24 protein-coding genes are annotated in these 20,920 nt (G+C 37.9%); 12 read left to right on the forward strand and 12 right to left on the reverse strand.

Annotated elements, in window-relative coordinates:
* Window positions 1-14 precede the first annotated feature (14 nt).
* The 4 genes from BUA97_RS02520 (at window position 15) to pnuC (ending at window position 3,865) form a co-directional block, all read left to right on the forward strand.
* Window positions 15-1,310 (forward strand): sensor histidine kinase, encoded by a 1,296-nt coding sequence (locus BUA97_RS02520; protein ID WP_139258197.1) that lies wholly within the window; start codon window positions 15-17, stop codon window positions 1,308-1,310.
* A gap of 6 nt (window positions 1,311-1,316) precedes the next feature.
* Complete coding sequence (locus tag BUA97_RS02525) at window positions 1,317-2,006, forward strand: LytR/AlgR family response regulator transcription factor (RefSeq protein ID WP_072996282.1); 690 nt, start codon at window positions 1,317-1,319, stop codon at window positions 2,004-2,006.
* Window positions 2,007-2,244: 238 nt separating this feature from the next.
* Entirely contained in the window at window positions 2,245-3,111 is an 867-nt protein-coding gene (locus tag BUA97_RS02530; protein ID WP_072996283.1) for a T9SS type A sorting domain-containing protein, read from the forward strand.
* Between the two features lie 91 nt (window positions 3,112-3,202).
* A complete protein-coding gene (gene pnuC, locus BUA97_RS02535) occupies window positions 3,203-3,865 on the forward strand; it encodes a nicotinamide riboside transporter PnuC (protein WP_072996284.1) in 663 nt (220 codons plus the stop codon).
* Between the two features lie 21 nt (window positions 3,866-3,886).
* Here the strand turns inward: pnuC and BUA97_RS02540 are convergent, their stop codons facing one another.
* From BUA97_RS02540 to BUA97_RS02555, 4 genes are all read right to left on the reverse strand, one after another.
* A complete protein-coding gene (locus tag BUA97_RS02540) occupies window positions 3,887-4,123 on the reverse strand; it encodes a hypothetical protein (protein ID WP_072996285.1) in 237 nt (78 codons plus the stop codon).
* Between the two features lie 5 nt (window positions 4,124-4,128).
* Complete coding sequence (locus tag BUA97_RS02545) at window positions 4,129-4,449, reverse strand: Imm32 family immunity protein (RefSeq protein ID WP_072996286.1); 321 nt, start codon at window positions 4,447-4,449, stop codon at window positions 4,129-4,131.
* A gap of 18 nt (window positions 4,450-4,467) precedes the next feature.
* Window positions 4,468-4,896, reverse strand: a complete 429-nt coding sequence (locus BUA97_RS02550) for a DUF4268 domain-containing protein (RefSeq protein ID WP_072996287.1) — start codon at window positions 4,894-4,896, stop codon at window positions 4,468-4,470.
* A 129-nt stretch (window positions 4,897-5,025) separates the two neighbouring features.
* Window positions 5,026-5,961 (reverse strand): NAD(P)H-dependent flavin oxidoreductase, encoded by a 936-nt coding sequence (locus BUA97_RS02555; RefSeq protein WP_072997184.1) that lies wholly within the window; start codon window positions 5,959-5,961, stop codon window positions 5,026-5,028.
* Window positions 5,962-6,178: 217 nt separating this feature from the next.
* On the opposite strand from BUA97_RS02555, the gene BUA97_RS02560 reads away from it, so the two are divergent.
* The 4 genes from BUA97_RS02560 to BUA97_RS17090 all read left to right on the forward strand — a co-directional run bounded on the left by BUA97_RS02560 (window position 6,179) and on the right by BUA97_RS17090 (window position 9,424).
* The gene (locus BUA97_RS02560) at window positions 6,179-7,954 is read left to right on the forward strand and encodes a T9SS type A sorting domain-containing protein (protein WP_072996288.1); all 1,776 of its coding nucleotides are present in this window, start codon (window positions 6,179-6,181) and stop codon (window positions 7,952-7,954) included.
* 127 nt (window positions 7,955-8,081) lie between these two features.
* Entirely contained in the window at window positions 8,082-8,870 is a 789-nt protein-coding gene (locus tag BUA97_RS02565; protein WP_072996289.1) for a HipA family kinase, read from the forward strand.
* On the forward strand, window positions 8,848-9,231 hold the full coding sequence (locus BUA97_RS02570) for a DUF3037 domain-containing protein (protein ID WP_072996290.1): 384 nt from the start codon (window positions 8,848-8,850) through the stop codon (window positions 9,229-9,231). Before BUA97_RS02565 ends, BUA97_RS02570 begins: the two co-directional genes overlap by 23 nt.
* 31 nt (window positions 9,232-9,262) lie before the next feature.
* On the forward strand, window positions 9,263-9,424 hold the full coding sequence (locus BUA97_RS17090) for an HU family DNA-binding protein (protein WP_175546164.1): 162 nt from the start codon (window positions 9,263-9,265) through the stop codon (window positions 9,422-9,424).
* 10 nt (window positions 9,425-9,434) lie between these two features.
* Here the strand turns inward: BUA97_RS17090 and BUA97_RS02575 are convergent, their stop codons facing one another.
* From BUA97_RS02575 to BUA97_RS02600, 6 genes are all read right to left on the reverse strand, one after another.
* Window positions 9,435-9,791, reverse strand: a complete 357-nt coding sequence (locus BUA97_RS02575; protein WP_072996291.1) for a cupin domain-containing protein — start codon at window positions 9,789-9,791, stop codon at window positions 9,435-9,437.
* Window positions 9,788-10,312, reverse strand: a complete 525-nt coding sequence (locus BUA97_RS02580) for a GNAT family N-acetyltransferase (protein ID WP_072996292.1) — start codon at window positions 10,310-10,312, stop codon at window positions 9,788-9,790. Before BUA97_RS02580 ends, BUA97_RS02575 begins: the two co-directional genes overlap by 4 nt.
* Window positions 10,313-10,368: 56 nt before the next feature.
* A complete protein-coding gene (locus BUA97_RS02585) occupies window positions 10,369-10,731 on the reverse strand; it encodes a nuclear transport factor 2 family protein (protein WP_072996293.1) in 363 nt (120 codons plus the stop codon).
* Window positions 10,732-10,892: 161 nt separating this feature from the next.
* Window positions 10,893-11,936 (reverse strand): bifunctional transcriptional activator/DNA repair enzyme AdaA, encoded by a 1,044-nt coding sequence (locus BUA97_RS17420; protein WP_072996294.1) that lies wholly within the window; start codon window positions 11,934-11,936, stop codon window positions 10,893-10,895.
* Window positions 11,937-12,028: 92 nt separating this feature from the next.
* On the reverse strand, window positions 12,029-13,933 hold the full coding sequence (locus tag BUA97_RS02595; protein ID WP_072996295.1) for a hypothetical protein: 1,905 nt from the start codon (window positions 13,931-13,933) through the stop codon (window positions 12,029-12,031).
* Window positions 13,934-13,946: 13 nt separating this feature from the next.
* The gene (locus BUA97_RS02600; protein ID WP_072996296.1) at window positions 13,947-15,098 is read right to left on the reverse strand and encodes an ABC transporter ATP-binding protein; all 1,152 of its coding nucleotides are present in this window, start codon (window positions 15,096-15,098) and stop codon (window positions 13,947-13,949) included.
* A 139-nt stretch (window positions 15,099-15,237) separates the two neighbouring features.
* On the opposite strand from BUA97_RS02600, the gene BUA97_RS02605 reads away from it, so the two are divergent.
* Window positions 15,238-16,827, forward strand: a complete 1,590-nt coding sequence (locus BUA97_RS02605; protein ID WP_072996297.1) for a class I SAM-dependent methyltransferase — start codon at window positions 15,238-15,240, stop codon at window positions 16,825-16,827.
* Here BUA97_RS02605 and BUA97_RS02610 read toward each other — a convergent pair.
* Entirely contained in the window at window positions 16,808-17,371 is a 564-nt protein-coding gene (locus BUA97_RS02610) for a DinB family protein (protein WP_072996298.1), read from the reverse strand. The genes BUA97_RS02605 and BUA97_RS02610 overlap by 20 nt on opposite strands.
* A 55-nt stretch (window positions 17,372-17,426) precedes the next feature.
* Window positions 17,427-17,942: a Crp/Fnr family transcriptional regulator gene (locus BUA97_RS02615; RefSeq protein ID WP_072996299.1), complete on the reverse strand. Its 516-nt coding sequence runs from the start codon at window positions 17,940-17,942 to the stop codon at window positions 17,427-17,429.
* A gap of 437 nt (window positions 17,943-18,379) precedes the next feature.
* Between BUA97_RS02615 and BUA97_RS02620 the strand changes: the two genes are divergently transcribed.
* The 3 genes from BUA97_RS02620 to BUA97_RS02630 all read left to right on the forward strand — a co-directional run bounded on the left by BUA97_RS02620 (window position 18,380) and on the right by BUA97_RS02630 (window position 20,820).
* On the forward strand, window positions 18,380-18,916 hold the full coding sequence (locus BUA97_RS02620; protein ID WP_175546165.1) for a YceI family protein: 537 nt from the start codon (window positions 18,380-18,382) through the stop codon (window positions 18,914-18,916).
* Between the two features lie 27 nt (window positions 18,917-18,943).
* Entirely contained in the window at window positions 18,944-20,257 is a 1,314-nt protein-coding gene (locus BUA97_RS02625; RefSeq protein WP_072996301.1) for a hypothetical protein, read from the forward strand.
* A gap of 62 nt (window positions 20,258-20,319) precedes the next feature.
* Window positions 20,320-20,820 (forward strand): YceI family protein, encoded by a 501-nt coding sequence (locus BUA97_RS02630; RefSeq protein ID WP_072996302.1) that lies wholly within the window; start codon window positions 20,320-20,322, stop codon window positions 20,818-20,820.
* Window positions 20,821-20,920: the final 100 nt, after the last annotated feature.

Here is a 20,920-nt window from a genome sequence, read left to right on the forward strand (position 1 = left end):
ATAAAGCTTATCATTTGGAAGAATTGTATAGTACTTATTGTATCAGAAGAAGCTCACTTTATCGATTTGTAGGCAAGTATGATTTAATGTATTCTTATGCAAGGCTGGCAGAAAAGTATGCGGAAAAGTATCAGAACAAAAAGGATCTGGAAGATTCTTATCTGTTAATGGGTGTTTATATGTCCAAAAATAAAAATTATGCAAAAACCTTAGAGTATAATTTCAAAATTTTAAAACTTAACAATAAAAATTATCAGCGCAGTAAAATAGCACTTGACTATAATAACATATCTTATGTCTATGTCATAATGAAAGATTATCCAAAAGCATTGTTATACAGTGACTCTGCGTATGTTTTTTATAATGATGCAGATTTAATGTATAAAGATTATCTATCGGAGTCCAGATATAAAGCATTTGAAGGCTTGGGAAATACGGATTCTGCATATCATTATTTCAAACAATACCACGATAATGTTCAGGCTCTGACTGCAAAAGAAGAAAAACTGAAGATTAAAAAATTAGAAAATCAATATCAAAGTGATAAAAGAGAAGACACTATAAAAGATAAGGACAACCAAATGATTCTGATTGGCAGTTTGTTAGCAGTTATAGCAATTGCCACAATCCTTTTATTTGGGAAAAACAGACAAATCAACCATCGGAATAAAATCATTAATCAGCAATTAGGTGAATTGACCCAACTTCTGAAACAAAAACAATTTCTATTATCCGAACTTCAACACAGAGTTAAAAATAATCTACAACATGTCATTAGCATTCTGGAAATCCAAAAAGAGTCGGCGGATTTCAATAATATTGAGGAATTGATAAGAGGCAATCAGAACCGCATCCACTCTATGGCATTGCTCCACAAAAAACTGAATGTCTCTGATAATGTAAATGATGTAGATTTTACAAGATACATCACCGAGCTTTCTGAAATCGTGAAAGAATCTTACGATAATCATCAGAAAAAAATCAATCTCAATATCAATTGTGATATAGAAACCATAACCATCGAGAAAGCATTGCCAATTGGATTCATTCTAGTGGAACTTATAAGCAATAGTATGAAACACGCTTTCAAGAACCGAAATATTGGCATCATCAACATCGAGATTACTGAAGGAAAAAATGGACAAAAAAATAAGTTTTATTATTCCGACAATGGTAATGGATTTGATTTTAATCAAAAGAATGAAAAAGGATTAGGCCTTGAGATCACGAAAGGTTTGATAGACCAAATTGACGGAATTGTAGAAACAAAAACAGACAATGGATTCGAATTAATAATATATTTCAAATAAAAAACTATGACCAACAAATCAATTTTAATAGTAGAAGATGACTTTCTCAATCGGCGGATTTCCAAAAAAGTATTAGCAGAAAACGGATATGAGGTTTTCGAAGCCAAAAATGCCAAGGAAGCTTTGGAAATATTGCAAAAAGAATCATTGGCACTTATTGTTTTAGATATTAATCTTGGGGAAAATGAGCAAGACGGAATTTCTCTGGGACAACATATTAAAGACAAATATTCTGTTCCGTTTATCTATCTCACGGCTTATGAAAATCCGGAGATCATAGAAAAGGCAGTTTCCACCTCGCCGTATTCTTACCTCACAAAGCCATTCAAAAGCAGTGACTTGATTGCCTCTGCAGAAATTGCAATTCGCCAATCTTCGGATATTCCGAAACATAAACCTTTTATCTATGTAAAAGATGGGGATTACAATGTAGAATTAGCGACAGAAAACATCAATTATATTGAATCTGATGGCAATTATCTTTTGTTTTATACCGATGAGAAAATTTACAAATGCAGATCAAGTATAAAAAACATTTTAAATGAACTTTCTAATTCGAATTTTGTGCAGACACACAGAGCTTATATTGTAAATAAGAATAAGATAAAAAAATTCAGCAATAAAAATGTTATGATCAAGAATAACTTGATTCCGGTTTCAGAAAATTATTTAGAAATACTAAAGCAATTTCTTTGATAATTTCAGGATTATTTTTTTTTAATTATAAAGAGTAAAGCGTTTTGATATTAATATTAGAACGCTTTATTTTTTGACAAAATTCATCAATAAATCAATACAATTCATTTTCTATCCCAAAAATCGCCATTCTATCCCAGAAATTTCAAAATGCAAAGGCAGGTTTCCATATTTGTGATACAATAACGCAGGTAGCCGAAAATGCGACCCTAGAGTAGGCAAAAAAAAATTAATCACTATGAAAAAAATCTATTTCAGAAAAACAAAAACTGCATTAGCAACTTTAATGCTTCTACCATTTTTCTCATTTGCTCAGATCAATCTGCTACAAACTACCAACAATGTTGTTGCAGCAAATGGTGTTCAATCTTGTGGTGCAGGAGGTAATGCTACCAATGCAACTTCCTTTGCGCGCTTGTACAATCTTACTTCTTTGGGTTACAGCAGTTTTGCAGTTACTAAGGTAAGTTTTGCGGTTCAAGGTTTTCAACTGGGAACAGCAACTACTTTCCCTGTTAATGTAGAGGTTTACTCTAGCACAGGAGGAGCTGTTACCAATAATCTTACTTTAAGAGCTACAGCTACAGTTAATATAACAGCTTCTATGGTAGGTACAGTTGTTGAGGTTCCTCTGGCTGCCCCAGTATCTGTTTCATCACCAGAGATGTTGATTGTAGTTTCTGCACCAAATGGTGGACCGACTTCAACAGGCTTTTACCTTGGCGGTAACTCGAATGGTCAAACAGCAACGGGCTACATAAAAGCAAGTGCTTGCGGAGCAAACGATTATATGACTTTTGCGGCTATAGGAAATGCAAATGCTCATATCGTGCTATTCCCTACAGGAAATGCAACATTAGGTGTAGAAAATTTGGATTCTTCTAATAAAAATATTTCACTTTATCCAAATCCTGTAAAATCTATTGCTAATTTCTCCGAAGAAGTTTCCAATATCAAAATCACTGACTTATCAGGAAGAACAATAAAACAAATCTCAACTTCTGCAAAATCTGTTGATGTGGCAACTTTGGAAAACGGAACTTACGTCATCACAGCAACCACAAAAGCTGGTAATATGGTAACTAAAAAATTAGTAAAAGAATAATTTTAGTTAAAAAAACATTCATCCATCAACCCTGTTAGAGTTTCGGACTTTGACAGGGTTTTATTTTGGAAACATCACTACCTTTGAGACTATGAATTTCCTCGAAACCCTCACCGCACAATACAGTTCTTACGAAACTTACCTGATTTATCTAGAAGTTTTTGCAGTTTTATTTGGATTATTGAGCGTTTTCTTTTCAATCAAAAAAAATATTTGGGTCTATCCAACAGGAATTATCTCCACAATACTTTTCATCTACATTATGTTTGTTTTCGGACTTTTGGGAGATATGCTCATCAATGTTTATTACACCGTGATGAGTATCTATGGCTGGATTCTCTGGTCAAAAAGCTCCGATGACAACATCCACGTCGACGTCAAAAAGGCAAGTGCAAGAGATTGGAAAATTGGAAGCATTTTGTTTGTGGCCAGTTTATTTTTCGTGGGAACTGTTTATTATTATAAACCATTCATTGACAACCAGTTTTCTATGGAGAATGTCAAACTTGGACTTTATCATCTCGATTGGGCGAACTATACGGACATTGTTACCACTTCCTTATTTCTTGTCGGGATGTATTTTATGGCAAAACGAAATATTGAGAATTGGATATTCTGGATTGTTGCCGACTTCATTTGCATTCCGATGATGTTCGAAAAAGGATTGGCATTGACAGGCTTACAATATTTAGTATTCACAGCAATGGCGATCATCGGCTACATTGCGTGGAAGAAAAGCTTGGCTATGGATTAAATTCCTCGTTTAAGGAGTTATTCAATTTAGTCCTGAAATTTTTTCTGCATATTCTTTAGCAAAAAGGACTTTATCTTCATTCAATTTCTCAAGAGTTGCCGGCAAAACATAATGGAAAAGATATTGATTATCATCATTCAGAAAAACAATCTCTCTCTCTTCACCATCGATCATCTGTGCAAAAATATCCCACATCGACTGGTCTTTTAACTTTAGTAACTCAAAAAAATCCGCCGCTTTTATTGTAATGTTTTTCATTGTAATTAATCTCTATTTTTCGGTTCATACCTATCGTAAAAATCGCCCTTTCCTTTTGCATCCAATCTTCCGACTATCACCTCATCTGAACTTTTTGCCAATTCTATATTGGGTCTCAGATGATAATGTTCTCGAGCGCCAATAGGCAAATATTTCTCATCAACATCATCTTGGTTTAAATCTGCAATTTGTAAAAGCAATATAGCCAATGATCTTAAACCCTCCGGATTACCGTGAATCATTATTTTACTTTCATCATCATTTTGATAACTGAAAATATCTAAATGACCATCAATCTCATTTCCTGTCTTCGGTTTATATTCCATTTTTTCAATTCTTAATAATCAGATATTCTTGATAAAATCTTCGTACTCGTAGAAAAATCGCTCAAAACCATCCATTTTCCCGACAAAAAATTCAAAAATATCCGGCCAGGTTTTTTTATTGAAAATACTCACATCTGTTTTTTCCACCCAAATTCTGCTAATGACTTTTCCGTTGTCCAAAGGATAAAATTCTTCCTTTGTAAAATCACCAACAAAATCTTCAAGTATCGATTCCAAAGACCAAATCTTTTCATAGTAAGCATTCCTAAACAATTCATCTTTCATTTCGATGTCCAGAGAAACCTCGGCTTTTTTATTGTCTGCATAAAACTTGAAAGAAAAATCTTTGATTTTTGTATCATACAACAACCATTTTCTCGGAAAGGCTTTACCAAAAGCCGTCCAGAATTCTGTTTTCAATTTTTGAGCTTCCTGTTTTGAGAACACGTTGTTAATTATAAATGATTAATGATGAATTATAAATGATGAGCAATTCGCCTCTATTCTTTTTGGTCTAATGTTAACATTTGTCAGGCTGAGGCTCTCGAAGTTATTCAAATACTTATTTCCTTAATTTTATAAGGTCAAATCAACTTTAGCTTCATTGAATTCCCGGATTAAATTTTCAAAAACTTTTTCAACCGGCAGGATTTTATCGATCAAAGCAGAAACCTGCCCAATTTCGAGTTCGCCTTCTTCCAAATCACCTTCGAACATTCCTCGCTTAGCGCGAGCTCTGCCTAAAGTTTCCTTTAACGCTTCGACATTTCTGCCAGATTCGTAAAGACTCTCCAGATCGTGGAAAAATTTATTCTTAACAAGACGAACCGGTGCCAATTCTTTCAAAGTCAATTGTGTATCACCTTCTTTCAGTTCAACGATTTTATTTTTGAAATTATCGTGGGAACTCGCTTCAACCGTTGCTGCAAAACGGGAACCGATCTGTACGCCGTCTGCGCCAAGGATCATTGCTGCTTTCATCTGGCTACCAAGTCCAATTCCGCCTGCCGCAATCAACGGTATATCAATGTGCTTTCTTACATTCGGAATCAAACACATGGTTGTTGTTTCATCTCGTCCGTTGTGTCCTCCCGCTTCGAAACCTTCGGCTACAACAGCATCTACACCTGCTTCCTGACATTTTACCGCAAATTTCACACTCGAAACAACGTGAGCAACTTTGACGCCTTCTTTTTTAAGCGTTTCTGTATAAGTTTTTGGATTGCCAGCCGATGTAAAAACGATTTTCACACCCTCCTCTATAATGATATTGATAATTTCTTCAAGATTCGGGTAAAGCAAAGCAACGTTTACACCAAATGGTTTATCTGTTGCTGCTTTACATTTTCTGATATTCTCTCTCAAAATATCTGGATACATGCTTGCAGAACCAATCAGGCCCAATCCGCCATTGTTGGAAACTGCGGAAGCCAATCGCCATCCGGAATGCCAGATCATCCCACCCTGGACAATAGGATATTTTGTACTGAAAAGCTGTGTAATTCTATTCATCTTATATTGTTTCTGGGCAATTCCAAAGTCTATAAAGCTTGACATCAATTATTTTTTTCAAAAATATGAAACATTTTTTCTTTGACAGTTTATTTTAAACCTAATTAAAACATAAAACAATAAATTTATATATTTAAAAAAAATTAACACTACAACAATAGTAATATTAAATATTTATTCATAAGTTTACATCAATAAATAAAAATTAATATCAATTATGAAAAAACCTCTACTGTCTTTAGCAATAACTAGTTTTCTTGCTATTAACCTTCAAGCTCAGGTAAGTGTGGATGCCACAGCAGGAACCACTACTGCAACTTACACTACGTTAAAAGGTGCATTTGATGCCATCAATGCAGGAACCCATCAAGGAGCGATTACGATTAGCCTAACCGCAAACACAACAGAAACCTCAAGTGCTATACTGAACGCAAGCACAGGCACAGCAAGCTATACTTCTGTATTGATAAAGCCTGCAACAGGAGTTACTGCCTCTATTACAAGTGCAGACACCGTGGCCACTATCAAATTTAACGGAGCCGACAATGTAACTATCGACGGAAGCAACAACGGCTCTTCTTCAAGAAACTTAACGATCAACAATACTTTTGTTGCGACAGCAGGCACTACACCCGTTGTTCTTTGGGTATCAAGTACGTTAACAGATGGAGCAGAAAATATCACCATCAAAAACACCAATGTTGCAGGATCTTCAGGAACAGGAACAATCGGAGGCGTAATAGTTTCTGGAACAACTTTAGCAGCAGCTGAATTTCCTAACAATAATTTTTCCGCCATCAACAATACATTTGTAAGAGCTCAGAACGGTATTTTTGCTATAGGAAATGCTGCAAATACTGATACAGGATGGATCATCAGGAATAATGAAATCGGCTCTACAGTAGCAGCAAATAAGATGCTGTACAGAGGAATTGCCGTACAAAATGCCAAAAACTTCGAGGTAAGTGGTAACGTTATCAAAGGTGTAGCTTTGCCTGCAACTTCCACTAATACAACACAAGGTATATTACTAGGCGCAGCAGTGACCAATGGAAACATCTTTAACAACAGAATCTCCGACATCAAGCAACCAAACACTTCCGGCTACGGAGCCGTAGGGCTCTATGTCAACTCTAGTGTTGCCGCATCTAACTTATTAATTTACAACAACGTAATCAATGACGTTGCTGGTACAGGATACTCTCTAAGTGGAGGATTAGCTGATAATGGTAATGGTATTGTCCTTGCCAATGGTGGTGGTTTTAAATTATATTACAACACAGTAGTTATGGATACCAACCAGACCAATGCCGGGCGACCTTCTGCTTTAAATATTCTTAGCACAGTTACTGCAGCTGCGTCAATCGACGTCAGAAACAATATCTTTGTCAACAAACAAACACAGGCAGGAGACAGATATACGATCTATTCCGGCGGTACAAACACTGTTTTCTCTAATATTAATTACAACGATTACTATAGCACAGGTGCCAACCTGGCATACATCGGATCTGCAAGAGCTACCTTAGCAAACCTGCAGACTGGATTCGGGGGCAATGCTAATTCGATCAACGTTCTTCCAGTGTTTGCGTCTGCAACTACTCTGGATATCGCAACCACAGGCAATGCGGCACTTGACAACAAAGGAACACCTGTAGCCGAAGTTACTGTAGATATCAATGGTAATACAAGAAGTTCTACAACACCGGATCTTGGTGGTTATGAATTTACAGACATCACTTTAGCAGTTCAGGATATCAGAGGCACTAAGATCTCTTATCACCCTAACCCAGTTATAGACTATCTGCAGATCAGCAATGACAATAAGATCAAGAATGTAGAAGTTTACAACGCATCCGGACAGGCACTGAGCAATGTTAGCATCAATTCTGAAAAAGGTTCTGTTGACATGAAGCAATTACCTGCTGGTGTTTATATGCTGAAAGTAAATTCTGAAAAACAATCAGAAACTATAAAAGTTATCAAAAAATAATCATAAAGCAATTAAACGTTAATCCGAAAGGCTGTCTCTGACAGCCTTTTTTGTTATAGAAGCACACAATACGGGTAAGCGCGAGCAAATCTCAAACAAATCCCTTATTTTTACTGAAAATTACACATTGGACTTATCTTTAAGAACAGTTACCGTCACACGCTACATCCTGCCATTGCGGGAAGGTGGCTCTTTGCCGGCTTTGGCAGAGGCAGATGACAACTTCAAATATGTACTGAAATTCCGTGGCGCAGGGCATGGTGTCAAAGCTTTGATATCAGAACTAATCGGCGGCAAAATAGCTCAGATATTGGGATTTCGAATCCCTGAGTTGGTATTTGCCAATCTCTCTGAGGACTTCGGGAGAAGCGAGGCTGATGAGGAAATCCAGGACTTACTGAAGAACAGTTGCGGACTGAATCTCGCTTTGCATTACCTCTCGGGCGCCATTACTTATGACCCCGGCGCAGTGAAAACCGACCCAAAACTGTCGTCTGAGATCGTCTGGCTGGATGCTTTTCTTACCAATATAGACCGTACCTTCCGCAATACCAATATGCTGATGTGGCATCAGGAACTGTGGCTGATAGACAATGGCGCTTCCCTCTACTTCCATCATAACTGGGACAACTGGGAGAAGAATGCCGTGAGTCCGTTTGTGATGATCAAGGATCACGTGCTGTTGCCCCAGGCTTCTGAACTGGATGAGGTGAATACTCGATTCAAAGCGTTATTGTCGGACGAGATTTTGAGAGATATTGTAGAACTGATACCTATTGATTGGTTGCATTGGAACGATACAGACCTTACCCCAACCGAAATAAAGGCAGTGTATTACCAATTCCTGATCCTGAGACGAGACCATTCTGATAACTTTTTAAATGAAGCCAAAAATGCAAGAGCAAAAGTTATATGAGTATGCGGTAATCCGCCTGGTACCGAAGCCGGAGCGCGAGGAGTTCTTCAATGTCGGATTAATCCTGTTCTCCAAAAGAGCGAAATATATCGCCGTGCGCATCCATCTTTGTGAGGATAAGTTCCGCGCCATCCACTCCCAACTGGATTATGATGATGTAAAACGTCATCTGGAATCCTTCGTCAGTATTGCCAAGGGCGAGAAGTCGGCAGGTTCTATTGCGCAACTTGATATTCCGGAGCGTTTCCGATGGCTGACGGCGGTGAAGAGCTCCATCATTCAGACCTCAAGACCTCATCCGGGTGCCAGTCCGGATCTGGACAAGACCTTCGAAAGGCTGTTTGAGGAGTTGGTACTCTAGCCTGTCACTAATTATAAAAATAAAAACACAAATGACGACATTACACAAAATCAAAGCGTATCTCTACAATAACGTTTTCGCCAAGGACAACCCGAATGACTGCATCGCCCGCACCGTGAGCGAGCAGTCTCTGAATGTGAAACAAATCTGCGAAATGGCAGCCAGCCGTTACCCAGTCGTTGTGCAGGATTGATCAACGAAAGCTACTCTCGGTTTACCAATTCCATAGAGAATGCAGGCAGGCAGATGGCAATATATTCGCAAGGTTCAGCAAATGGGTTGGAATAGCGGATGCGCGCGCCTTTTTCGATAAGGATGCTTTGGCCTTTCTCGAGAATGACAGAATCCCCGTCTATCTCGAAGTGCTTTTTGCCGGATATGACCAAGGTGAACTCATCGAACTCCGGCGTCTGGTGTGGCTCACTCCAGTTGGGCGGTGCGACCATATGCGCAATGGATATTGCTGAATTTCCTGTTGATTGTCCCCAATGTTCCTGAATCAACTTTCCATCTGCTGTTGGAACAACGAAAGGGCTGGTCTGGATTCTGTATTTCTTCATAATTGATAATTTTGTTTAGTGATTTCGAAGACCACGTTCAGCTTTTGCGGTTCGCCGAAGTAGGCGACATTCAGCTCATTTACCCTCTTGGCACCAAGCTTTTCCATAGCCCTTTGGGACCGGATATTATTTTTCCCTACATGGAAATAGACCGTGTCCACAAACAGGAAGATATAATCTAGCATCAGCTTTTTGACCTGCGGATTCAGTTTAGATCCCCAGAACTTCCTCGCGTAGAAGGTATAGCCAATGAAAACAGATCCTGTCCCGGAATTATAATCATAGAATCTTGTGCTCCCGGCGGTTTCGCCTGTTTTTTTTTCTATGATCCTGAATGCCCCTTTGCTTTCCATGGCACCCTGGAAGAAGGTTTGAAAAACCCCTCTTTTGTAGCGGTCTTTGTTCGGATGCTGTTCCCAGACCAGCGGGTCGGAAGCCACAGCAAACAGTTGCTCAAAATCGTTATGCTGCAGCGGAACAAGCATTACAGAATCGTTCTCTAAAGTGGGCTGGAGGTTCATTGGTTGTAAGAATTAGATGATTGTCATAGGGTTTAATTGGTTATTCTTGATTCTCTTTAGCCATGATAGACTCTGGAAAAGACAATCTTCCCGTCTTTGATTTCCAGCACCTCTCCTACCTTCAGATCGGCCTCACCATCGGCTTTTCTTGTATATTCCATAAAGACCTGTTCAGAATCGGCCGTCAGCTTATCGACCTGATAGCGTAGCGTCGGCAGTCTTTCGAAGCAATCCTGCCACCAGGCTCTCAATGCTTCCTTTCCTTCTATCAAGCCGTCGGTTTGCGGTTCCCTGACTTTGAGCTTGGGGCTGTAATGCTGAGCAGAATGATGATACAATGCCAATAAATCTTCCAAATTCTGCTCATTGAAAGCCTTGAACCAAAGTATTGCTATATCTTTTAAATCTTGCGGTGTCATAGTTTGTTTAATACTAATTTTTGTTTGTTCAACACGAATGCACAAAGTATTATTAAAAATATTAAATTCTTTAGAGCACAAGGTTTGACTTCGTCAATGCATAAAAATCTTAAAGTTGTTTTCAATAAATATTTTCTTGTGCTTTTATGATTAACTTAGGTTTAAAACAAGATGGCTTTTTCCAGTTCCAGGAGTTTCTGTTTCCGCCATATACCGCCGCCATAACCGGTCAGTGTTCCGTTGGTTCCGATGACTCTGTGGCAAGGGATGATAATGGATATTTTATTAAGGCCATTAGCGTTGGCCACAGCCCGCACAGCCTTAGGATTGCCAAGGATGTCAGCCTGCTGCTGATAGCTTCTTGTGGTGCCATAAGGGATTGTTCTCAATATCTCCCAGACCTTTTTCTGAAATTCAGTTCCCACAGGTGCAAGCGGAACGCTGAAATGCAGCCTTTTTCCATCAAAATACTCAGCCAGTTCCTTCTGTAATGTTTTGAAGTGGGGGTTCTCGCCCTGGATTATATTGGCATTGAAGTATTTTGAAATCTCTTTCAGTTCCGTGGGCAAAGCTTTTCTGTCAGAGAACTCAAGCATGCATATTCCGTTTTCATTGGCACAGGCAATCATTGTTCCCAGTGGCGTTTCGATTCTTTTCAGATCAACGATCTTTTCCAACTTTGAATTTTTAGGGGACACTCCGAACACATTTCTGAAGCTGTCGCTGAAGCCACTAAGGCTTTCATAACCGTTATCCATAGCAACATCCAGCACAGGCTCACCCTGCCGGAGCTTCTTGAAAGCAGAATTGATCTTGAACATCCTCTGGAACGCATGGAAAGTCATCCCGTGATGTTTGAGAAACCAGCGTCTAACAGATGCCGGCTCCAGACCTCTCTGCACCAGATCATAATCCCTGAATTTGAGTCCGGGATCTCCGGCCAGTTCATCCATGACTTTCTGAATTCCGGACGGGGTTTCGTCAGGATTTTCTAACGGCTTGCAGACTTTGCAAGGCCTGTAGCCTTTCAGGATCGCCTCTTTTGTGCTGTCAAAGAACTCTACATTCTCCGGCTTTGGTTTTCTGGCCGTACAGGTTGGACGGCAAAAGATACCTGTTGTTTTCACGCCCATCCAGAAAACGCCTTCAAAATCGGGACTCTTTTCAAATGATGCCTGATACATCTGTTCGAAACTTAAATTCATAGTCGCATAGGATAATTGATGAATGATAAACTATCTCTACAAATGTAAAATGTATTCCTTATTAAAAACAACCGAAAAATGAACATGTATTTTTACTCCGGAAGTGCTTTCCATTTTCTGATGAAACCTGTATAAAGATATAAAAACACAAAAGTAAACATGATCATTGCATAGCTGATTTTCAACCCGAAATCATCCAGAACTCCACGGCAGTTCAAATAAGTATCAGACACATAAACCTGACTCCTGCAACCGGCAACCTGATGCTCATTCACAATCCCGAAAATCAGCCAGATGAATAACGGGAAAGCCATCATCGAGATGATCATAAAAACTGATGAAACAACCTTCGGAAACCTTCCGGCAGTAATAAAAGGCATCAGCAAAATCAAAAGACCCACCACAAGAATGGTATAAAGAATGAAGAAAGTACCTTTGAAACCAAACGTAAAAGCAACGGCAACACAGAATAGAGTAACTGCCAGAATAATAACGCCCGCAGAAATCACACTGAACAAAAGCGAACGCAGATCCGTCACCCTGAAACTGAATATAAAAACAGACAAAGCAAATGCAATCCAGATGTAAAGATGAACAGCATCCCAGAAAAAATCATCCGTCTTTATCGTATCCACATTCCCAAGAAAGGTTTCGAGATCCGAAGTGTAATAATAGAAGCCTGATATATTATTTTTGAAATAATCTTTTGGAGATACTTCCCTGTCCAGATTCGGATTAAAATCTCTGGCACTGATGGTATCTTGCATTATTTCGCCATTCTCGTTCAGGTAATTATCCGAAGAGACCGCCGCCGAATCCACGACAACGGTTTTTGTATAATCACCATATCTGCCTTCCGGCGCTTTATTCGGGTCATAAATTTCATTCGGTTTGGTTTGGTACAACTTAATAAAACTCCTGACCTCGAATGTATCCGGATGATAAACCATGGCAGACCAATCTCTTGCATTCAGATTATTAGCTATATCAAAATCCCTGGAAACAGCAAGAAAATCTTCCATGAGCTTTTCAAGTTCCTTTGAGCTTTTTTTCTCAAGAATCCGAATGGTTTCCCTGTTGATTACAATCTGCTTTTGCTTATAGATCTCCTTGTTGTTAAGATTGTTAATATCATTCTCATACCGATACTTTCTGATATCGGTTGACGGGTTATTTGCATTGTCATAAAAAACGGCAGAATAATTATAATAACTCGGAGCCGCAGTTTTGATATATTGTGACAAATCCTCGACTTGCTGCTTAAAATAATAGGTTCTGGATTTATCATCATTATTGTTTTCGAAATAAGCCAATGCAGTTTTGTTCTTCTTTTCCTCTTCCGGATAGATAAACTGACCACGCTCATCAGTCTGTTTTACCGTTTTCGGATACAGCCTGAAATACTGATAAACCCTGTCGTGATAAACAAAATATTTCTTGGTTTTGTCAATTTTGTTAATGTCTGTCTCGCAGTAAAAATCGACAAAAGGTTTTGGAGACAGTCGGTTTTCCAAAGTATAATCTTCTATATTCTGCGAAAGAAACGGGACCGAACGATTGATAATGTCCACATTTTTCGCCATTGTCTCGTCATCGTATTTATAATTGATAAACAAACGAAACCCTGTCATGTACGAGAAATAGAATGTTGTAGAAACAAAAACAATGATAAAATACTGTAAAAATTCTAAGAAAAGCTTATTCCGGGAACCTGGATAAAAATTCTTAAAAGCATTGTTCTTGAACATAAAAATTAGCCAGCCGACAATCAGCAGGACAGAAATGATGATATGCACAAAAACTAGTCCTGTAGAGAAATAATCGTCAATAGCTCTTGTATGCTGCAATGTGGATGGACTGCCATGAGACACGAAGCCTATGAAAAAGAAAATAATATGAATGGCGATTCCCAACAGCAGCATCCAGACAAGTCTTGTATTCCAGATGCTGGGATAGTTTTCCAGTAGGTATTGATTGATTTTATTAATTTTTTGCATGGATCAGAAGTTTTTATTCCACAAAGAAGCGACGTGTGGAAGTTGAAATATTACGGATGTAAGTTACCTTGATTTTTGAATTTCCAAGCGCAGACAGAACATTGGAAAATTCGGTATCCGGACGGAAATAAGCTACGAAAATCCCACCATTAAAATTCATTTTTTCCAGGTTTTCGTTCTGCAATGCCTGTAGCAATTCTTCCCTGGAGCTGTCCGTGTCTATCTCTACAATGAGATTCAGATTTTCATTGGTTGATTTTCTTTCATTGTCCTGATATTTTCCGTTCTTTAGAAAGATGACTTTATCCGAAATCTTTTCCACCTCATACAGTTGCTGGGAACTGAGGATCAAAGCAATTGGATTATTGACTGAATTCGAAATTGCTTTCAGATCTTCCAGGATTACTTGCTGAGCAAGAACATCGAGATTCGCCAGAGGTTCATCCAGCAAAAGGATTTCCGGCTGTCTCAGCAAAGTTCTGGCAAGTTCAAATCGCATTTTGTAACCAGAAGACAACTCACTCCATTTCAAATGTTTATAATTCCAAAGTCCGAGACGTGCAATCATCATCAAGGTTCTGATTTCATTTTCTTCAGGACTGACGCCATAATTTGAAAGCACAAATTTCAGATTATCCTTCAGGCTTCCATACCATTTTTCCGTCCTTTGCGGGATGTAAATCAGTTTTGTTCTCAGATCGAATTCATCCTTCGGAACGGAATCGAATTGATATTTGAGATTTCCTTTGTTATAAGAAATTTCCTTAGCAAGAATCCTGAGTAGGGTTGTTTTACCGTTTCCGTTTTCGCCAACCAGTCCATAGACTTGGCCTTTTTTGATTTCCAGAGAAACAGGACCAAGCGAAAAACGGTTGCTTCCGTAAGACTTCTGAATATCGTTCGCTTTCAAAACGGCAATTTCAGTCGGATATTCTTTTACCTCTACCATTTCGATCTCCGCAAGAAAACGTCTGCTTTTTTCTGTTAAATCATAAGTATTGTCAGGATTCTTCTCTTTCCAGTCCGTAAGTTCGACTGCCGTTTTATAAATACCCATATCCTGAGTATCCATCGCACAATCCAGTAACTTCCGGAATCCCAAAACCGTATCATTATTATCAAAAAAGTGAAAAACATCTCTCACCCGTTGCTGATGTTTCGTCATAGTTATTCGTTTTGAACTTTTTAAAGATAACTAAATTCTGAATGTCTTTATTATTTAAACCAAATAAAGATGTATAAAAATTAAATGCCTATTAATTTGAAAAAATATTTATCTTCAAAAACAGAAAATCAACTGCTATATGGATAAGAGAAAACTACGTGAATCTATTTTCAGACATTTGGACGGCATCGTTACTGCCCCTGTAATCTCGGCATTATCAAAGAAAAAAGTTTTGGATTTCATACTTACAAAAGACCATCACGAACTTTCTGAAATCAATGAAAAATCTGATGCTAACGAAGGTTATCTGAATGTTGCGTTACGGGTTTTGGCATCTCAGGGTTTTCTGGATTATAACCTTGTTAATAGTGCTGACCTTGTTAAAATTAAAACAAACTCCAAAACAAAAGAAGCATTTTCTTATCAGAACATCTATTGTGACTTAGCTGATTTTCTGGCCGACGATGACGTTATCAACTCAAAAGAACTGACAGAAAATCTATGTAAAAAATGGATTAAGCTGTTTGAAAAATATAATTCTTTTCTGAATGAAAATACAGAAGAGACCTCTCTGAATTATCAAATTCAAAAACATATCGAAGGTGCTTTGGTAGGTCCCATCATCATCAAGCTGGGAATGAGCGGCATGTTTCATAAATACTTCATGGAAGCGAGTTTCAGCGCCGAAGAATTTCATAAAAACCCGGACTATTTTGGGAAAATCCTTGACTATCTTGCAAAGCTCGGCTGGTTTTCTAAAAAAGGAAATAATTTCCAGTTCACAGAAACAGGATTGTTTTTTGCAAGGCGTGCAACTGCTTATGGCGTGACGGTTTCTTATCTGCCGATGTTTTCAAAGCTGAATAACCTGATCTTCGGAAAAGCATCAGAAATCCGGGAAATTGAAGATGGCGAAGACGAAATCCACGTCAACCGAGAGATGAACGTTTGGGGAAGCGGCGGTGCACATTTGACTTATTTCAAAGTAATCGATGAATTTATCATCGAGATTTTTAACCGTCCACTGAATGTTCAGCCAAAAGGAATCCTGGATATGGGATGCGGAAATGGCGCACTTTTGCAGCATCTGTATGAAGTAATAGAAAGACAGACCTTGCGAGGCAAACATCTTGAAGAAAATCCGTTGTTTCTGGTTGGTGCAGATTATAACCAGGCAGCACTGAAAGTCACCAGAGCCAATCTTATCAAAAATGACATCTGGGCAAAAGTGATCTGGGGCGATATCGGAAATCCGAAACAATTGGCGGAAGATCTTCAGTCAGATTATAATATTGAACTGGGCGATTTGCTGAATATCAGGACTTTCCTGGATCACAACCGGATTTGGGAAGAAGTATTGGAAATCAGAACTGATAGAGTCAGCACATCAACCGGTGCTTTTGCTTTCCGGGGAAAACGATTATCTAATCAAGATGTTGAAGAAAACCTTATGAATCATCTCAAAAAATGGACACCTTATGTAGAAAAATTCGGGTTGTTATTGATTGAATTGCATACGCTGTCGCCGGAAATCACTTCCAAAAACATAGGGTTAACCGCAGCAACAGCTTATGATGCAACGCACGGATTTTCTGATCAATACATTGTGGAAGTGGATGTTTTTCACAGGATATGCAAAGAATCCGGACTGGAACCTGACACAAATCTTTTCAAGAAATTTCCGGAGTCTGAACTGGCAACCGTGAGCATCAATCTTTTAAAGAAATAATACTTAAAATATTTTCAGCCTGTCTGACATGTCTCCAATTGTGATAAATCACAAAGCGGAAAGTATCGCCTAATTTTAGTTTAATCAGCTTTGAAATGCTGATAGATGTTTTTGTTTTTTCCAGATCGATTGTTTTTGCTTTTTCTAATAGTTGCAGCATTGTATGTTGTTGACCAATGAACTCAGCGATTACCGATTTGTCCAACAGTTTATGAATCGGATTGGCAGTTTTCAATGTTTTCATTTTTTTTAGTTTCTCTTTAGGGCGCATCATATCAGTAAAATAGTTACCAACAATTCCTGCTTTAAAGTCAGGACTCTTTGATGGAAACTGGCTTTTCCTGATTCTGTTTTCGATTTCCGGGAGATAGAATTTTCCGTAAAAATTGAGGTGTTCCAGGCATTCCAAAACAGTCCAGCTATTTTCGGATTTTCTGGTATTCAGATTTTCATTACTCTGACTGAGCAATGTTTCGGCAGCTTTAATATTATTTTCTGTCATTGTTTTCAGCTCGCTAAGTAATTGATTAACCTTGATTTTCATTATCAGTAATTTTTACAAAAGTCTAAAAACTCATGAGTAAAAAGATTGACTGAAGTCAAGATTTTTTCAGTCTCGATAATGTTTCCGGTGACATTCTGAGATAGTTTGCGATATATTTGTTCGGGATTTCCTGAAACAGCTTTGGACTTCGTTTCAGCACTCTTTCGTAGCGGATCTTCGGAGAAGCATACAAAAGATCTTTTTCACGCTCGATCTGCTGCAGAACCAAATCTTCAAGAACCGAATTCCAGAGTTTTAAGTTCTCGTTATTTGATTGGATAAACTCATACAGATCTCTTTTAGAGGTCACCTTAACCGTTGTAGTTTTAATAGCCTGAATATAAAATTCCGAAGGTTTCCCGGACAAAAAAGAATCCAGTGAAACGATAATATTCCCTTTATATCCAAAACGGATAATCCGTTCTTCGTTTTCATCTTCAATGAAAATCCTTATACTTCCTTCTTTTACGAAATAAACATTGGTATCAATAGTTCCAGAAATTTTCAGGAATGCATTGCGTTTCAGTATTTTGGTCTCCCAGAAAAGTTCAGTTTGTAAAAACTCCAGCATCAGTAAAAATTATAGTATTCAAAGTAAAGCTATTTATCATTATCAGCCAATACACACTGAAGCTGAGCCTAACCGTCTTAATAACATGATATCCGTCATACAAAATTAGCAAATCCTCAACAAATTAACAAATTTTATAAATATTCAAAAATATTGATACTGATTTTCATCATTAATTAATAACCTAACAAATGTCATGTATGTTTTTTAATCATTCTTTACTTATAAACAATATTCTGTTATCAAATAAATAATTTGAAATAAGATAAAATCAATAAGTATTATTTAAAAAACTTATCAATATCATAATGAAAGATAATGATAAGATTTTTGTCATCCAAATAAAATTGTTATATAATTATTATCCTTCTACCTTTGTCCTATCAATAATGAAAGATACACAATTATAACAATTAAAATTTACGAAAATGAAAACAATGAAAAATCTAATCAAGTTGACTTTAGCAATAGGAACTTTAGGTTTTGCACAATTATCAAATGCTCAAAAATTATCCATCCAAAGTTCTAATATAAAAATCGACGGAACTTCTACACTTCACGACTGGAATATGACCTCTACGCAGGCAACATTCTCCGGCAATGCAAGCGGAACCACGATCAACGATGTAAAGTTCGTATTGAAGACAACATCCCTGAAAAGTAAAGAAACCGCAATGGATAAAAACGCTTACAAATCGCTTGAAGCTTCAAAATATCCTGACATTACTTTCACCACAGCGTCTTTGCCAACAAGCGGAACTGCAACGATCAGTGGAAACCTTACCATCACAGACGCAACTAAAAACATCAAGTTTCCTGTGACAGTGACCAAAAACGGTAATTCTTATATCATCAAAGGAAGCACAAAATTAAAAATGTCTGCTTTCGGGATCAAACCACCAAGTTTCATGATGGGAACCATCAAAACAGGGGACGAAATTACCATTAATATTAATATCAGTGCAACAAATTAATTATACAAATATTAAAATTCTGTTATCATGAAAAGAAATCTTTTAAAAGCCGGCTTCATCGCAGCTTTAGCAATCACAAATCTTGGCTTTGCACAAGAGTATCAACTGGACAATTTCAATCCTAGTGATAAAAGATCCATCAATGCCTTTGAACCTAAAAAAGATTCAGTAACCAATTTTGACCATTTAAGAGTAAAAATAGGCGGGGCATTTGCATTACAGTTTCAAGGACTTAGCCATAAAAACACTGCTGTTCCTGTAATTACCCCTTCTACAGGTGTGAATGCGAATGAATTGTTCAAAATCAGCAATAACTTCAATTTACCAACAGCCAATTTGGATATCGATGTCGCATTATATGACGGTGTTAACTTGCACCTGCGTACTTTTCTTTCTTCCAGACACCATAATGAAACTTATGTAAAAGGAGGATATTTGCAGATCGACAAGTTAGACTTTATCAAAAAAGACTTCTTGAAGGACGTCATGAAGTATGCAACAATCAAAATAGGGCAAGACGAAATGAATTATGGTGATGCCCACTTCAGAAGAACAGACAATGCTTATTCCATAACCAATCCATTTATAGCAGGTAACATTCTGATGGACGCATATGCTACTTTCCCTTTCATGGAAGTATATTATAGAAGAGATGGTTTCATAGGAATGGTGGGTGCTTCCAATGGAAGACTTAATCAGACAGCGACTAGCGGAACAGCTCCATCATTATATGCAAAACTAGGCTATGACAAACAGATCAATCCTGATCTGAGAGTCAGACTAACAGGATCTATCTACAACAACGCTAATAGTTCAAGATTGGATTTCTACAACGGAGATAGAGCAGGTTCTAGATATTATTTCGTACTGGAAAGTGAAAAAGTGGCTTCTACAGGTGCAGCTAACACAGGTGCAGCAACTTTGAACTCAGCCAAAGTGGTTCCGGATTTTGTCAACAAAATGACAGCGATCATGATCAACCCGTTCGTACGCTATAAAGGATTAGAATTCTTCGGAACTTATGAAACAGTATCAGGAAGAAACCTGACTGAACAAGACCGAAGAACATACAATCAATATTCAGCAGAATTACTATACCGTTTCGGAACAGAAGACAGCTTCTATTTTGGAGGACGTTATAACCAAGCAGATGGTAAGCTAATTACAGGAGAGGACATTACTGTCAAAAGATACAACATCGGAGGTGGTTGGTTCATGACTAAAAACATCCTTGCAAAAGCAGAATATGTCAACCAGAAACATGACGGATACCCTGCCAAAAGTATTTTTAACGGCGGAGAATTCAAAGGATATGTGATAGAAGCAGTGATTTCTTTCTAATATTCAGTTAACAGGAGCAGAGGAAGCTCTCGGGTTTTCTCTGTTTTTTTAAAAACAAGATTATGAAACTTCTTTATTTGCTTTTCGGATTCATTACTTTTTTCGCAAAAGCTCAGGAAAACTTTGTTCAGATCAACGGCAGCACCAATGTCAACAAGTTTCAGTGCATCAATAACAAGTTCAAACCGGAAGCCGGTGCATACACATTCTCTGACAAAAACCTTCCCAACATCATTTTAAAGGTAACCGACTTCGACTGCGGAAACAGAATGATGACGAAAGATTTTCAAAAAATACTGAATGCTGATAAATATCCCGATATGATAATCAGATTCATCAACTTCATCAAAACACAAAAAAGCATTGTTGCTGTTGTAGAAGTCAGGATGATGAACCAAAGCAAAAGATACAATATAGAGTTTGATGTAGAGAATAACCGGCTGGTCGGCAGGAAGAATGTAAAATTCAGTGATTTCAATATCACACCACCGAAGAAAATGGGCGGAATGATCGTTGTGAAAGACGATCTGAACCTCATCTTCAGCTTAGCCACAAAGATTTAGAACCAATAACTTTTTTCATATAATTAGATTTTTCAATGTAGCAATATCGCGCTAGAAGGATATTGTGAATCGGGGAACTTGCAGACTCAGCTGCGGGTTC

This window comes from Epilithonimonas mollis, assembly GCF_900142325.1.
Lineage (GTDB): Bacteria > Bacteroidota > Bacteroidia > Flavobacteriales > Weeksellaceae > Epilithonimonas > Epilithonimonas mollis.